The organism is Halopseudomonas salina (assembly GCF_014637955.1).
GTDB classification, from domain to species: Bacteria; Pseudomonadota; Gammaproteobacteria; order Pseudomonadales; family Pseudomonadaceae; genus Halopseudomonas; species Halopseudomonas salina.
In genome coordinates, this window is record NZ_BMFF01000003.1 from 13,702 (window position 1) to 27,466 (window position 13,765).

The window sequence follows — 13,765 nt, forward strand, 5'->3', positions numbered from 1 at the left end:
TGCCCCCTAAAAGGACCTACACCCATGCCACGCATTACAACCTTGCTGATCGCCAACCGAGGTGAAATTGCCTGCCGCATCATGCGCACAGCCAGCGCCCTGGGTTACCGCACCGTGGCGGTCTATTCTCAGGCCGACGCCGACAGCCGCCATGTGCAGATCGCCGACCAGGCCGTCTGCATAGGGCCGGCACCGGCGGCGCAGTCGTACCTGAACATACCGGCAATCATTGAAGCGGCGCAGCGCAGCGGCGCTGAAGCTATTCACCCAGGCTACGGATTCCTGTCAGAGAACGCCGATTTCGCCCAGGCCTGCATGGATGCCGGGCTGATCTTTATCGGCCCGTCCCCCGAGGCCATCCGCCTGATGGGCAGCAAACGCCAATCCAAGCTGGCCATGCTCGAAGCTGGCGTACCCTGCATTCCCGGTTATCAGGGCAGTGCCCAGGATGATGCAACCCTGACGCGGGAAGCTGCGGCAATCGGCTTTCCCCTGATGATCAAGGCCAGTGCCGGCGGGGGTGGGCGCGGCATGCGCCTGGTGCAGGACCCGGCGCAACTGTCTGGCCAGCTACGCAGCGCGCGGGCAGAAGCCCAAAGCGCTTTCGGCAGCGCCGAGCTGATACTGGAACGGGCGTTAATCCGCCCAAGGCACGTGGAAATCCAGATCTTCGGTGACAACCACGGCAACCTCGTGCACCTGGGCGAGCGGGACTGCTCGGTGCAGCGCCGCCATCAGAAGGTTATCGAGGAAGCACCCTGCCCGGTCGTGACGCCCGAACTGCGCGCCGCAATGGGCGCAGAAGCGGTCAAGGCCGCCGCCAGTGTCAACTACAGTGGCGCAGGCACCGTGGAGTTCATGCTGGATGCCGACGGCAACTACTACTTTCTGGAAATGAACACGCGCCTGCAGGTCGAGCACCCAGTCACTGAACTGGTCACCGGGCTGGATCTGGTAGCCTGGCAACTCGAGGTCGCCTCAGGCCTGCCGCTCCCTCTGCGCCAGGAGCAGATAGCACTGCAGGGCCACGCCATCGAGGTACGCCTGTACGCCGAAGACAGCCGCCGGGATTTCGTGCCCCAGACCGGACGCGTCGACCTCTGGCAGCCAGCGAATATCGAAGGAGTACGCATCGACCACGGTCTGCGCGAGGGTCAGGCAATAACCGCTTTTTACGACCCCATGCTGGCCAAGATCATTGCCCATGGCACTACCCGCGAACAAGCGCGCACTCGCCTGATCAACGCACTGGAACACTCGGTGCTGCTGGGCGTGAATGCCAATCAGCGGTTTCTGATCAATCTGCTGGCCCACCCGCAATTTGCGGCGGGTCACACCAGCACCGCTTTCATAACCGAGCAATTTCACAGCGATCCCAGCCTGACGCCCCAGCCCGTGGCCGCCGAGGATCTGGCGATGGCGGCAGCGCTTCTTTATCAGGCCTCTGCCAGGCGCTGCAAGCTGCCGCCCGCATTACAGGGCTGGAGTAACACCGCACCCATCCCCAGCCGTTTCCTGCTGCTCAATGACGGCGAGGTACATGCCGTTCAGATATCCACCTGCTCAGGCGAGGTTGCCGGCAGCCTGAATATCAGCGTCTCAGGCCGCTGCCTGCATCTGCGGATAATCGAGCAGACAGGTTCGGTCATGGTGTGCGAATTGGATGGCATTCGTTATCGCCGCCCCTGCCTGATCAACGGTAAGCGGATAGCCCTTTACTGTGAGCAGGGCAATCTGCAGTTAGAGGATGTATCCCACCGGCCACCGGCAGCTGCTGCCGACGTCACATCAAACCGGCTGCTGGCACCCATGGATGGGGCCGTTACCGAAGTCATGGCAAAGGTGGGCGAACAGGTCAGCAAGGGCCAGGCTTTGCTGCGCATGGAAGCAATGAAAATGGAGCACACACTCAAGGCCCAGATAAACGGCACCATAAGCCAGCTACTCGCCAGCGAAGGCCAGCAGGTTAAAGCGCGGCAACTGTTGGTCGAGTTCAACTGAGCGGCCACAAACCACCACTGGGGTTTTGCCAATACATGTTGATATGAACGGGTTATTTACCTGTAGCGCTATTGTATCTGACGGCGAATAACGTCAAATTGACATCATGACTGCCAACAAAATAACACTCAGGTTTTCTGGGCGTTGGTCGATAAAATAAAAAGATGTGTCTGGCCACCAGATGCCATTGTGCGCCTGGCTGGTAACGGTCCCGGGGGAGAGGTTGTAGATGAACGTATTGCGCAAAATAAAAATCAGCCAGCGTATCTGGTTAATCCTGATAGTCGCACTGGTCAGCATGACGGTACTCGCTGTGGCCGCTCTGGCCACTCTGCGGTCGGAGTACAAACAGGCCGAAGTTACCAAGGCAACCCACCTGGTCGAGTCTGCCCATACCCTGATGGGCTACTACCACTCCCGCGAAGTCTCCGGCGAACTTACCGGCGAGCAGGCCCGTACCGCTGCACTCGAAGCACTGCGTACCATGCGCTACGGCGGCGGCACCGAGTACTTCTGGGTCAACGACATGGACAACGTCATGGTCATGCACCCCATGGCGCCCCAGACCGAGGGTGTAGACCTGACCACCATTACCAATAGCGACGGCCGCCCCAACGTCATTACCGAAATGGTCAAACTGGCGCGCGACCAGGGTACCGCCTTTATCGAATATAGCTGGTCACGCCCTGGACAGAACCCGGGTGAAGGTGAAGCGCACCAGAAAATCGCCGCCTTCACGCACTTCGAGCCCTGGGATTACATGATCGGCACAGGCATCTTTATTGCCGACATGGAAGCCAAGTTCATCGCCGAGGCCGTCAAGGTAATGATCTTCGTGACCCTCCTCACCCTGCTCATGGTCCTCATTCTGTATATCATCGGCCGCAGCATTTCCCGACCTTTGAACAGTGTGGTTGAAGCCATGCGCGATATCGCCAGCGGCGAAGCCGACCTGACGCGCAAGCTGGACGACAACGCCCAGGACGAGCTGTCTCTGATCGCCAGCCACTTCAACAACTTCACCGCAAACCTGCGCGGCATAGTTCACCAGCTGGGTGACAGCGCCAACCAGTTGACCAGCGCTGGCCAACAGCTGAGCCAGATAAGCAACAACAGCCTGCGCGGCATGACTCAACAATCCGAGAAAATGGAATTGATGGCCACAGCGGTCAATGAGATTACCTACGGCGTGCAGGACGTGGCGCAAAACGCCAACGCGGCAGCCCAGGAAGTCGAAAACGCCAACGAGGGCGCCAACAATGGCCGTGTTCAGGTCACCAGGACCATCGAGCAGATCACCCACCTGTCAGACAGCGTAAAGACCGCCGTCACGCACATGGAAAGCCTCTCCAGCGATGCCCATGAAATCACCTCGGTACTCGATGTGATACGCAATATCGCCGAGCAGACCAATCTGCTGGCCCTGAACGCCGCAATCGAGGCAGCCCGCGCCGGGGAAATGGGCCGCGGTTTTGCCGTGGTAGCCGACGAGGTGCGTAATCTGGCGCAACGCACCCAGAAGTCCACCGAAGAAATTCACAATATGATCAACAAGCTGCAGACCAACACTCAGACCGTGGTGGAGGTGATCAACGAGAGTGACCGCTACTCGGAGCTCAGCGTGCAGCAGGCCACAGCCGCAGGCGCAGCCCTTGACCAGATCACCGAGTCGATGCAGCAAATGGTAGCCCTGAACGCCTCCATCGCCAGCGCCACCACTCAGCAATCCACAGTCGTGGAAGACGTCAACCGCAGCGTCACCGAAGCCGCGGAACTGGCCCGCGAAACCACCGACGGCGCCCAACAAACCGCCCAAGCCAGCGAACACCTCACTCAACTTGGCAAACAGATCGACGGACTGGTAGCGCGCTTTAGGGTATAAGGGCAGCGGCAAGCCTCAAGCTGCAAGCTACAAGCTGAAAAGGGCAGCCTCAAGCTACAAGCTACAAGCGGCAAGCTGTCCATGCGTACTGTACGGACTGCGTCTTTCTGAGACGCAGTCGTCAGTACAGAGACTCCATTCCAAGTAGGGTTTAGCTTGTAGCTTGTAGCTTGTAGCTTGCGGCTTGCAGCTACGTGTCTACAAAACCATCACCCCCAACCACCCAAAGGCGATCAGCGGCAGGTTGTAGTGGAGGAAGGTCGGGACCACCGTATCCCAGATATGGTTGTGTTGGCCGTCCACGTTGAGGCCTGCGGTGGGACCCAGGGTGGAATCCGAGGCTGGTGAGCCGGCATCGCCCAATGCGGCAGCGGTGCCTACCAGCGCAACGATTGCCAGCGGGCTGAAACCCAGTTGCAGTGCCAGGGGTACGTAGATGGCAGCAATGATCGGAATAGTCGAGAACGACGAGCCAATACCCATGGTGATCAGCAGCCCAACCAGCAACATCAATAACGCAGCCAGGGCACGGTTGTCACCGATCATTCCCGCCGAACTGTCGACCAGGGTCTGAATCGAGCCTGTTGCGCGCATCACTTCGGCAAAGCCGGCGGCGGCGATCATGATAAAGCCGATCATCGCCATCATCTTCATGCCTTCGGTGAATACGTCGTCCGCTTCCCGCCAGCGCACCACACCCGAAAGCGAGAAAATCACGAAACCGGTCAGCGCACCAATGATCATCGAGTCCAGCCACAGCTGCACCACGAAGGCCGCGACTACAGCGGCCAGGGCGACCAGCAGCGACCGCCCGTTATACCCCTTCTCCAGACGCTCAACTGCTGCGACCTCCTCCACGTCGTAATCGCGCGGGGCACGGTAACTGACGAAGATCGCAAACAGCAGGCCCAACAGCATACCCAGGGCCGGCAGAGCCATGGCCTTCATGACATTGACGCCCTCGACGTCGCCACCACTTTCAGCCACATTGGCCAGCAGAATGTCATTGAGGAAAATGCCGCCAAAACCGACCGGTAAAAACATGTAGGGCGTGATCAGACCGAAGGTCAGTACGCAGGCCACCAGACGGCGATCCAACCGCAGCTTCGCCATCACATACAGTAGTGGCGGCACCAGTAGCGGAATAAAGGCGATGTGTATGGGCAGTATGTTTTGTGACGAGATGGCCACGGCCAACAACACCAGCAACAACATCATTGTCAGCATCCCCGTGCCACCCTCACGCCGGCTGTTGACCAGCCCCAGCGCCCGATCCGCAAGCGCATGGGCCAGACCCGACTTGGCGATCGCCACGGCGAAGGCACCCAGCAAGGCATAGCTCAGGGCAACATTCGCGCCCTTGCCCAGCCCACCCTGAAATGCATCCAGAGTCGCCTCCAGACCCAAACCACCAAGCAGACCACCCACCACAGCCCCGATAATCAGCGCCACCACCACGTGTACACGGCACAAGCTCAGGATCAGCATCACCGCCACAGCGGCCACTACTGCATTCATTGTCAAACTCCCCAGTCGAACCAAAAGGTGTCAAACAAGCCAGACCGGCCTGCCAAAGGCCGCGTACTCTGCCGCATAGCGCCGCAGGCCGCAAGCCAGAACTGCAGCTACAAGCTTCAAGCCGCAAGCTGCAAGCTGGACGTGCGCACTGCAGCGCCACCGTTATTCCCAGACGTAGTTCCAGGTACACATCCCCGCACTTCATCTGGGTTTAGCTTTACGCTTGCGGCTTGAAGCTTGAGGCTGCTCTTTGCAGCTTGCAGCTTGCAGCTTGCGTTTACGATTTTGCGCTGTTGGTCCGCGCGGCCGACGGTTAGCATGCTGGCACATGCAATCAAGGAGAGGCCCCATGCTCAACATCGCCATCGTCGCCGGCAGCAGCCGCAGTAACAGTCAGACATCCAAGGTCGCGCGCTTCATGCGCCAAAGTCTGATCAACCAGCACGGACTCGATGCGGCCGCCGTATCGGTCATAGACCTGGGATCCTATCCCCTGCCAATGTGGCCTGCGGAGGACGAAGGCCCCTGGGGCATGTTCGAGAAGCAACTGTCCAAGGCCGACGCCCTGGTGATCCTCGCCCCCGAGTGGCACGGCATGGCCTGCCCGGCGATCAAGAACTTCTTTCTGTTCGCGACCAAGGCCCAATTGGCACACAAACCGGCCATGCTCGGCGGTATCTCGGCAGGCATAGGCGGCGCTTATCCGATCAGCGAACTGCGCGCCTCCAGCTACAAGAATTGCCGTTTGTGCTACATACCCGAGCACCTGATAGTGCGTAACGTGGAAAAGGTCATGAACATGCCCGAGCCAGTCTCGGAAGACGACCGCAAGATACGCGATCGCATGCAATACAACCTGGATATTCTGCTGCGCTACGCCCAGGCCCTGAAGCCCGTGCGCGGCGAGATAGATATGACCAATGCCGACTTCGCCAACGGTATGTAACCCGCATCAGGTCCGTGCGACCCACGAACGGGCCACCCCTTACTAAGGTCTAATGGCCGCTAGCCGGGTCACCGGATTGCCGCCTGCGCATGGCCGAGGCGTCAAGATCAAGCCTTTTACCATCCCGCTGAAAAGCGCCAACTCCCTCGAACATGTCCGTCATATGACAGTTCGACGAATGTCTTACAGAGTCCCTCCTGCTTAAGTGCTTTATTTGATCCGCGCCCGGCAAGCACCGGCCTGCAAATGATCACACCAGGAGAATAATAATGACGCATGTGAAAACCAACACCCTGGCCGCAGCTGTGGCCCTTGCCCTTATTGCGCCACTGGCCGGCACCGCAAATGCTGCTGGCTTCACCGACGATGCCACGGCGTCCCTGCAACTGCGCAACTTCTACTTCAACCGCGATTTTCGCTCCACTCCCCCAGGCGGCCGGTCCAAGGCTGAAGAGTGGGCGCAGGGCTTCATCTTCCGCGCAGCTTCGGGATACACCCCCGGCGCAGTGGGTTTCGGTCTGGACGTATACGCCGCCACCGGCGTAAAGCTCTACTCTGAAGACGACACAGCAGGCACCGGCTTGCTGCCCAACGCCTTCGGCGATGAAGGCCCCGACAGCTACGGCCATGCTTCAGCTACGGCCAAGGCCAAAATCTCCAATACCGTACTACGCCTTGGCAATCTGGTGCCCGCCATCCCGATCGCCCAGGCCAGCGACATTCGCCTGTTACCGCAAACCTATACCGGCGGCGCACTGAGCATCGACGAAATAGACAACCTGAACGTGCAACTGGGTCAGCTGCGTGAGGTCAATTACCGCGGCAGTACCAACCGTGAAGATATCGGCGCAACCGTAGGCGGCACCTCCGACCAGTTCAACTTCATCGGCGGCACCTACAAGTTCACCCAGAGCGATACCTCCCTGGGCCTGTGGCGTGGCGAGCTGGATGACGTATACGAACAGAACATGATCAACGTACTCCAGGGCCTCACAGTCGGTGACTGGAAGCTTGGCGCCAACCTGGCCTATTTCGACACCAGTGACAGCGGCAATCAGCCACTGAACATCGATCACAACATGAAATCCCTGCTCCTCTCAGCAGGCACCGGCCCACACACATTCCGCCTGGGCTATCAGCACAGCGACGGCGACACGGCCTTCCCCTACCTGGCCGAAAACAACCCCTACATCGCCAACTACATCCAGATCCTGGACTTCGCCCGGGCCGACGAAAAGTCCTGGCAGGCCCGTTACGACCTGGATTTTGCAGCCTACGGCATCCCCGGCCTCAAAGGCCTGGTGCGCTACGTCAGTGGCGACAACATCGACCTGGGTGCAGCCGGGACTGGCGAAGAGTGGGAGCGCGACATCGACTTCGTCTACACCATCCAGTCCGGCCCCTTCAAGAACGTAGCCCTGCAATGGCGTAACGCGATGGTCCGTTCCGACGTGGCAGGCGACATCGACGAAAACCGCCTGATCGTGAATTACACCATTCCTTTGATGTAATTGGTTGATCGTATTGGTGGAGCCCGAGCTGATGTTCGGGCTTTTTGTTTGTCCTGGTTGGTTGCTTGGCATTGGATCGGTGTGGTGCCGATTCCGACCTGCCCCGTTCCAGGACACGCTACTAGCCATCCCTGGGGCTCGTCATCGCACATCCCTGTGCTCTGACGGTCCTGGAACGGGCCAGGTCAAAATCGACAAACAAACTCCGTGCCGCCTGAATGAGAGTGCTTGAGCAATTGAGCGCATCCAAGAACTCTTTTTACTGCAGCGTACTCCACGCCATCCGGGTGTCGGCGGCGGTTGACCTATGCACGACCGTCGGCGCACAGGGATGTGCAACGTCGAGCTTCCAGGGACGGCTTGTAGCGTGTCGGGCATAGGTCAACCGCCACCGGCACCCATGCACCCACTACCAGGACCGGGTTTGAAATCAGGCACGATCATCGGCACCCATACACAGGCTATAAAACAGATCAGTCTTCCGCAGTAGCCCCAATCTTGTGAATAGCCAAGTCAGCACCCATGAACTCGTCCTCCTCACTCAGCCGAATACCCGTGATCGCCTTGATCACACCGTAAACCAGCACACCACCAGCCAGAGCAAAAACAGCACCTGCCAGAGAACCGACAACCTGCGACATCAGACTGACACCACCCAGACCGCCCAGCGCCTGCGCACCAAAAATGCCCGCCGCAATACCACCCCAGACCCCACATAGACCGTGCAGAGGCCATACACCCAACACATCGTCAATCTTCAGATGATTTTGGGTCAGAATAAATGCCCACACAAATAAACCACCGGCAACCGCACCAGTAGCAAGAGCACCAATCGGGTGCATCAGATCGGAGCCCGCACAGACCGCAACCAGACCGGCCAGAGGACCGTTGTGCAAAAAGCCCGGGTCAAAACGACCCACCGCCAGCGCCGCCAACGTACCGCCAACCATCGCCATCAAGGAATTGACCGCCACCAGACCACTTATGCCATCCAGCGTCTGGGCCGACATCACGTTGAAACCGAACCACCCAATGGTCAGAATCCAGGCGCCCAGGGCCAGGAACGGAATGTTCGATGGCGGCATCGCAATCACATGGCCATCGCGATAACGACCACGGCGTGCACCCAGCATCAGCACAGCGCCCAACGCCAGCCAGCCACCCACCGCATGCACTACAACTGAACCGGCAAAATCATGGAAAGGCGCGCCAAAAGCCCCCTCCATCCAGTCTTGCACACCGTAGTTGCCGTTCCAGACCAGACCCTCGAAGAAAGGGTAGATCAGGCCAACAATCAACAGCGAAGCCACGAGTTGCGGAGCAAAGCGGGCACGCTCGGCGATACCGCCAGAAATGATCGCCGGGATAGCCGCAGCAAAAGTCATCAGAAAGAAAAACTTCACCAACGAGTAACCATTCTGCTCCGTGAGTGCCTCGGCACCGTGGAAGAAAGTCACACCGTAAGCGATCCAATAGCCTATAAAGAAATAGGCAATACCCGAAATCGCGAAGTCGCTGATAATCTTGGATAACGCGTTTACCTGATTCTTCTGCCGTACCGTACCCACTTCCAGAAACGCGAAGCCGGCATGCATGGCCAGAACCATGACCGCACCCATCAGAAGAAACATCGTGTTTGCGCCGTGCATCAGTGTTTCCACCGCGCTGTGCAGGTTTTCCATTATCTGAGCCTCTTTTCGAGAAACGCACCAGATAAACGCACAGAACACATGAAATGATCATCATTGGTGCAAATTGCACACGAGTTCAAAACAAGGCGATCTGGCGAAATTTCTATCTGCTGCATTTTTCTCTTTTTATTCAGTTAGTTGAAAAGGGTGTAAGTCCGGGCTCTGGCACTTCGGCACCAATGGAGTGCGAAACCCGTGCCCGGGCTCACCACAGCAGTGCAATTGACGTACCAGAACGCAGTAGAATGCACCTTTCAGCAACAACAGACGTGCCCAAAAAGGGGCCGGCACAACCGGAAATATCACCTGCCCAGCAGCAAAACCAGTCTCTGGCTATAATCTTGCATACTGGGTTGCCGCTTATCCCTGTTAATGGAGTTTCCTGTGTTCAATGGTCAACCACTGCCTTTCTTTCAGCCACTGATCGATACCGCCACCGGGCGAATAGCCGGGTACGAAGCACTGGCCCGACTCAAGGATGACCAGGGGCAGATAGTGAGCGCAGGTCCGCTGTTTACCGATCCCAGCGTTGATCCCGTAGACCTGCTGGAACTGGATCGCACCATTCGACGTCAGGCATTCGAGGCCTTCCGCGACAACCCGGCCGGGTTTATCAGCGTCAACATCTCTCCTCTATGGGTCAGCCAGCTGGTACCCGGCGAGCCACTGCCCAGTCTGGAGCTGCTCAAGGAGATTGGTCTGCCGCCCGAACAGGTCGTGTTCGAGATAACCGAACTGCAGGGCAATATCCAGGATCTGAGCGACGCCGTAAGACGCTACCGGGAAGCCGGCATTCGCATCGCGATTGACGACTTTGGTGCAGGCTCCTCCATGCTGGATCGAGTGCTGGCCCTGGAGCCGGACATTCTGAAACTGGACATACAATTGTTTCGCCGCGCAGCCAGCGGCAAGGGCAACAGCGGCGATTTTGTCAAAGCCCTGGCATTGATGGCCGAGAAAAGCGGCTGCTGGATTATTGCCGAAGGCGTGGAGACAGAGCAGGAACTGCATTTTGCCCTGGAATGCGGCGCACGTTATGTGCAGGGATACCTGTTCGCACGCCCCGCAGAGAACTTCCTGCCTGCTGACGCAGTGCAGGCCGAGTTCGCGCGTATGCGTGACGATTACGCCCGCAGCAAACTGGCCGAGCGGGAAAAACTCGCCGAGCTGCGTGGCACCCTGGGCAACCTGTTCGCCGAGCTCGTGCAATGGTTGGCCAAGGGTGGAGACCCGGCAGATCTGCCCTCACCCGCACAATATCCCTGGCTGCTGCGCTGCTTTCTTTGCGATGCACATGGCACCCAGATATCGCCGAACTATGAATGGACCGAGAAACGCTGGCAGCCTGATGCTCGGTTTCTGGATCACAACTGGTCCTGGCGCCCCTATTTCTACCAGATACTCTCCGAAGCCGGTCAGGGCAGTCGCATTATTCTGTCCAGCCGCTACCGAGATGCGACCAGCAATCAGTATTGCATCACCTCGGGTCTGTTCATCGACGACAGCCGGCACCTGCTGCTTGTGGATATCGATACCTCACGCATCTGAACGCTGCTGGCGCCGCGTAACAGGCAGTAACACATCGACCTCAAGGCCGCCCAGGGACGATTCCTGCAGTTCCAGGCGGCCCTGATAGACCTCAACCAGATCGGTGACGATGGCCAGGCCGATGCCGTCGCCTTCTGCGCTCTGGTCCAGTCTGTGACCGCGGCGCAGGATGGCAGAACGCTCATGCTCCGCCACACCCGGACCGTCGTCGGCAATGCGCAAGACCAACCCCTCAGAGTTCATATCCGCGCTCAGTACCACAGTGCGTCTCGCCCATTTGCAGGCATTGTCCAGCAGGTTGCCCAGCAGCTCGAGCATATCCTCTCGCTCAAAGGGCCACTCTGCCTGCGCGGCCTCTCCGAGCCGCGTTTCCAGCTGCAGGTCATTGCCGTGAATGCTGCGCAGCGAATCCAGTAGCCAGGGCAGGTCCTCCGCAGCACTGAAACGCTGGCTTGCCTGGCTTTCGGGCGCCAGGCGCGCGCGCTGAAGAGCTCGATCCATCTGGTTGCGGATGGCTGTCAGCTGTACACCAATGCCCGCAAGCGTGTCGCTCCCAGGGTCCGCGGTTGCCTGCTGCAAAAGCGCAGTGGCAACCGCCAAGGGGGTTTTCAGGGCGTGTCCAAGATCTGCCTGGCCGCCCCGCGAGCGCTGAATTATCTGCTCTATCTGGCGGCCCAGGTGATTGATCTCGCTGACCAGCGGCTCCAGCTCCTCCGGCACATCCGACCCCAACTCCAGACGCTTGCCCACATGCCACTCGGCCAACTCCCTGCGGATGCGGCGCAGTGGCTGAAACGCCCGATTCAGCACCCAGCGCTGCACCAGCAACGCCACACCTATGGTGAGCAGACCCAGAGCCCATATAGCCCAACGCGCCTGGTCAAAAGCCCGCAGCAGCGGCAGATAATCGGTGGCCACACTGATATCAACCGCCTGGCCGCTGACTTCGTAGCGCCCCGACCAGACCAGCAATTGCTGATCATCCGGACCGGCCACCAGCGTATTGTGCAGACCGTCCGCATCCAGCGGCAGCCGCGCATCCCAGAGCGAGCGTGAGCGCCAGCGTTCACCAGCATCAATAACGAAATAGCGCCCCGAATAGGGCCGGTCGTAGTCAGGATCGACCCGCGCGCGATCAAGATACAGACCCTCCGGCCCCGGAGTGATCGCCGCCAGCAGGCTATCGGTTTCAACCTGCAGTGAACGCGCCAGATAGTCCCGCAGTGCCTGGTCGAACAACCAGACACTGCCCTGCCCGACCAGCACCACAGTCAACAGAAGAATGGCGACCAGCCCCAGACCGAGTTGGCGGCCGATACTGCTCAAGGCTGCAATCCGACAAAGATATAGCCCTGCCCACGGCGCGTAACAATAACCTCGCGGCCCAGTTTGCTGCGCAGGTGGTTGATCTGCACCTCGATCACGTTGGAATCACGCTCACTCTCGTATTCGTAGAGATGCTCGGCCAGCCGGCCCTTGGATAATACCTGGCCGGCGTGCAGCATGAAGTAGCGCAGTAGCTTGAATTGCGTAGCGGAGAGCTCTATCGACACAGACCCCGCCGGTGCGGCGGCATGGATAAAGGTGACTTCCTGGCGCGTCTCGTCCAGGGCCAGCCCCCTGGCCTGGATTACGGCACCGGGCTCATGGCCGTGGCTGCGCCGCAGCAGGTTCTGCGCGCGCAACACCAGCTCCTCGGGGTTGAAAGGCTTGGTAAGGTAGTCATCTGCGCCAGCGCGCAGCCCCTCGACCCGCTCGCTCCAATTGCTCCGCGCAGTCAGCACCAATACCGGCAAACTGATCCGTGCGGCCCGCCAGCGGCGTAACACCTCAAGCCCATCCATACCCGGCAGGCCCAGATCCAGTACGCAAAGATCGTAGGGTTCCTGCTCCCCCAGCAGCAACGCATCTCGCCCGTCTGCGCGCCAGTCGACGGCGAAGCCCGCCTGCTTGAGCACCGTACACAGGCTGTCTGCCAGGGCCACAGAATCCTCCACCAGCAACACGCGCATCAATCGTCCTCTTCCACATCAAGCAACTTGCCGGTGACCGCATCATATTCCAGCTCCAGTACGATGCCGCTGCGCGTGACTATTTCCAGCTCATAAACATATCGGCCGTCATCCCATTCCAGCTCGACTTCCAGCAGGCGCCCGGGAAAACGTTCCTGCGCATCATCGATAAAGCGTTGCAATGGCAGAACAACCTCCTGTTCCACCAGCCGGAGCGCCTCATCCTGATCAATATCACGTCCGGCCTGCAGCCCGGAGGTGAAAGCCAGCATGACGATTATCGGGGACCAACGCAGAAAGCCGCGCAAGGCGGCTTTCCCTCCCGACCAACGAGATTCAGTCATCCTGGTCAATCTTGAGCACTTCGGCATTGCTCGCATCTATGTCAATATCCCACTCAACGCCCTGGGCATCACGAATTTCGACTTCGTACACATATTTGCCGGCAGTTTCTTCCAGCTCCGTGCCCGTGATGGTACCGGCACGCGCCGCAAGCGCTGCTTCATTCAGCTTCTCGAAGGACTGAATGGTACCCTTGCTGACAAGAGCCTGGGCTTCATCGATACGCACATCATCGGCGAAGGCACTGGCAGTGCCAAGGGTAAGAATCGTAGTACAGGTAAGGGCAACAAGTTTTTTCATGTTTAAAGTCTCCG

The 13,765-nt window shown here is 59.0% G+C and carries 11 protein-coding genes; 5 read left to right on the top strand and 6 right to left on the bottom strand.

The genetic code is table 11. The annotated features are described in order from the left end of the window. The first annotated feature begins 24 nt into the window (after window positions 1–24). The gene (locus tag IEV54_RS07515) at window positions 25–2,001 is read left to right on the top strand and encodes an acetyl/propionyl/methylcrotonyl-CoA carboxylase subunit alpha (RefSeq protein ID WP_150279395.1); all 1,977 of its coding nucleotides are present in this window, start codon (window positions 25–27) and stop codon (window positions 1,999–2,001) included. Between the two features lie 229 nt (window positions 2,002–2,230). Beyond that, window positions 2,231–3,883, top strand: coding sequence for a methyl-accepting chemotaxis protein (locus IEV54_RS07520; protein ID WP_150279394.1), 1,653 nt, complete (start codon window positions 2,231–2,233; stop codon window positions 3,881–3,883). A 198-nt stretch (window positions 3,884–4,081) separates the two neighbouring features. Here the strand turns inward: IEV54_RS07520 and IEV54_RS07525 are convergent, their stop codons facing one another. Then, window positions 4,082–5,401, bottom strand: a complete 1,320-nt coding sequence (locus tag IEV54_RS07525) for a Na+/H+ antiporter family protein (RefSeq protein WP_150279393.1) — start codon at window positions 5,399–5,401, stop codon at window positions 4,082–4,084. 349 nt (window positions 5,402–5,750) lie between these two features. Here IEV54_RS07525 and IEV54_RS07530 point away from each other — a divergent pair, with 349 nt between their 5' ends. Both IEV54_RS07530 and IEV54_RS07535 read left to right on the top strand, forming a co-directional pair. Beyond that, window positions 5,751–6,347 (top strand): NADPH-dependent FMN reductase, encoded by a 597-nt coding sequence (locus IEV54_RS07530; protein ID WP_150279392.1) that lies wholly within the window; start codon window positions 5,751–5,753, stop codon window positions 6,345–6,347. A 269-nt stretch (window positions 6,348–6,616) separates the two neighbouring features. Continuing rightward, window positions 6,617–7,858, top strand: a complete 1,242-nt coding sequence (locus IEV54_RS07535; protein WP_150279391.1) for an OprD family porin — start codon at window positions 6,617–6,619, stop codon at window positions 7,856–7,858. A 473-nt stretch (window positions 7,859–8,331) separates the two neighbouring features. Here the strand turns inward: IEV54_RS07535 and IEV54_RS07540 are convergent, their stop codons facing one another. After that, the gene (locus IEV54_RS07540; protein WP_150279390.1) at window positions 8,332–9,540 is read right to left on the bottom strand and encodes an ammonium transporter; all 1,209 of its coding nucleotides are present in this window, start codon (window positions 9,538–9,540) and stop codon (window positions 8,332–8,334) included. A 393-nt stretch (window positions 9,541–9,933) separates the two neighbouring features. Here IEV54_RS07540 and IEV54_RS07545 point away from each other — a divergent pair, with 393 nt between their 5' ends. After that, on the top strand, window positions 9,934–11,097 hold the full coding sequence (locus IEV54_RS07545) for an EAL domain-containing protein (RefSeq protein WP_223825562.1): 1,164 nt from the start codon (window positions 9,934–9,936) through the stop codon (window positions 11,095–11,097). Here the strand turns inward: IEV54_RS07545 and IEV54_RS07550 are convergent. Genes IEV54_RS07550 through IEV54_RS07565 form a run of 4 tightly spaced genes read right to left on the bottom strand, consistent with a single transcriptional unit; the run spans window position 11,086 to window position 13,751 of the window. Next, window positions 11,086–12,423 carry an ATP-binding protein gene (locus IEV54_RS07550; RefSeq protein ID WP_150279388.1) on the bottom strand — a complete coding sequence of 446 codons (1,338 nt, stop codon included), beginning with the start codon at window positions 12,421–12,423 and terminating at the stop codon, window positions 11,086–11,088. The genes IEV54_RS07545 and IEV54_RS07550 overlap by 12 nt on opposite strands. After that, window positions 12,420–13,109: a response regulator transcription factor gene (locus tag IEV54_RS07555; RefSeq protein ID WP_150279387.1), complete on the bottom strand. Its 690-nt coding sequence runs from the start codon at window positions 13,107–13,109 to the stop codon at window positions 12,420–12,422. Before IEV54_RS07555 ends, IEV54_RS07550 begins: the two co-directional genes overlap by 4 nt. Then, the gene (locus IEV54_RS07560; protein ID WP_150279386.1) at window positions 13,109–13,453 is read right to left on the bottom strand and encodes a PepSY domain-containing protein; all 345 of its coding nucleotides are present in this window, start codon (window positions 13,451–13,453) and stop codon (window positions 13,109–13,111) included. Before IEV54_RS07560 ends, IEV54_RS07555 begins: the two co-directional genes overlap by 1 nt. Next, window positions 13,446–13,751 carry a PepSY domain-containing protein gene (locus tag IEV54_RS07565; RefSeq protein ID WP_150279385.1) on the bottom strand — a complete coding sequence of 102 codons (306 nt, stop codon included), beginning with the start codon at window positions 13,749–13,751 and terminating at the stop codon, window positions 13,446–13,448. Before IEV54_RS07565 ends, IEV54_RS07560 begins: the two co-directional genes overlap by 8 nt. Window positions 13,752–13,765: the final 14 nt, after the last annotated feature.

What these genes read in the sequence shown, in the direction of transcription:
- IEV54_RS07515 (WP_150279395.1), top strand. Translation starts at nt 25, where the DNA reads ATGCCACGCATTACAACCTTGCTGATCGCCAACCGAGGTGAAATTGCC.
- IEV54_RS07520 (WP_150279394.1), top strand. Translation starts at nt 2,231, where the DNA reads ATGAACGTATTGCGCAAAATAAAAATCAGCCAGCGTATCTGGTTAATC.
- IEV54_RS07525 (WP_150279393.1), bottom strand. Translation starts at nt 5,401, where the DNA reads ATGAATGCAGTAGTGGCCGCTGTGGCGGTGATGCTGATCCTGAGCTTG.
- IEV54_RS07530 (WP_150279392.1), top strand. Translation starts at nt 5,751, where the DNA reads ATGCTCAACATCGCCATCGTCGCCGGCAGCAGCCGCAGTAACAGTCAG.
- IEV54_RS07535 (WP_150279391.1), top strand. Translation starts at nt 6,617, where the DNA reads ATGACGCATGTGAAAACCAACACCCTGGCCGCAGCTGTGGCCCTTGCC.
- IEV54_RS07540 (WP_150279390.1), bottom strand. Translation starts at nt 9,540, where the DNA reads ATGGAAAACCTGCACAGCGCGGTGGAAACACTGATGCACGGCGCAAAC.
- IEV54_RS07555 (WP_150279387.1), bottom strand. Translation starts at nt 13,109, where the DNA reads ATGCGCGTGTTGCTGGTGGAGGATTCTGTGGCCCTGGCAGACAGCCTG.
- IEV54_RS07560 (WP_150279386.1), bottom strand. Translation starts at nt 13,453, where the DNA reads ATGACTGAATCTCGTTGGTCGGGAGGGAAAGCCGCCTTGCGCGGCTTT.
- IEV54_RS07565 (WP_150279385.1), bottom strand. Translation starts at nt 13,751, where the DNA reads ATGAAAAAACTTGTTGCCCTTACCTGTACTACGATTCTTACCCTTGGC.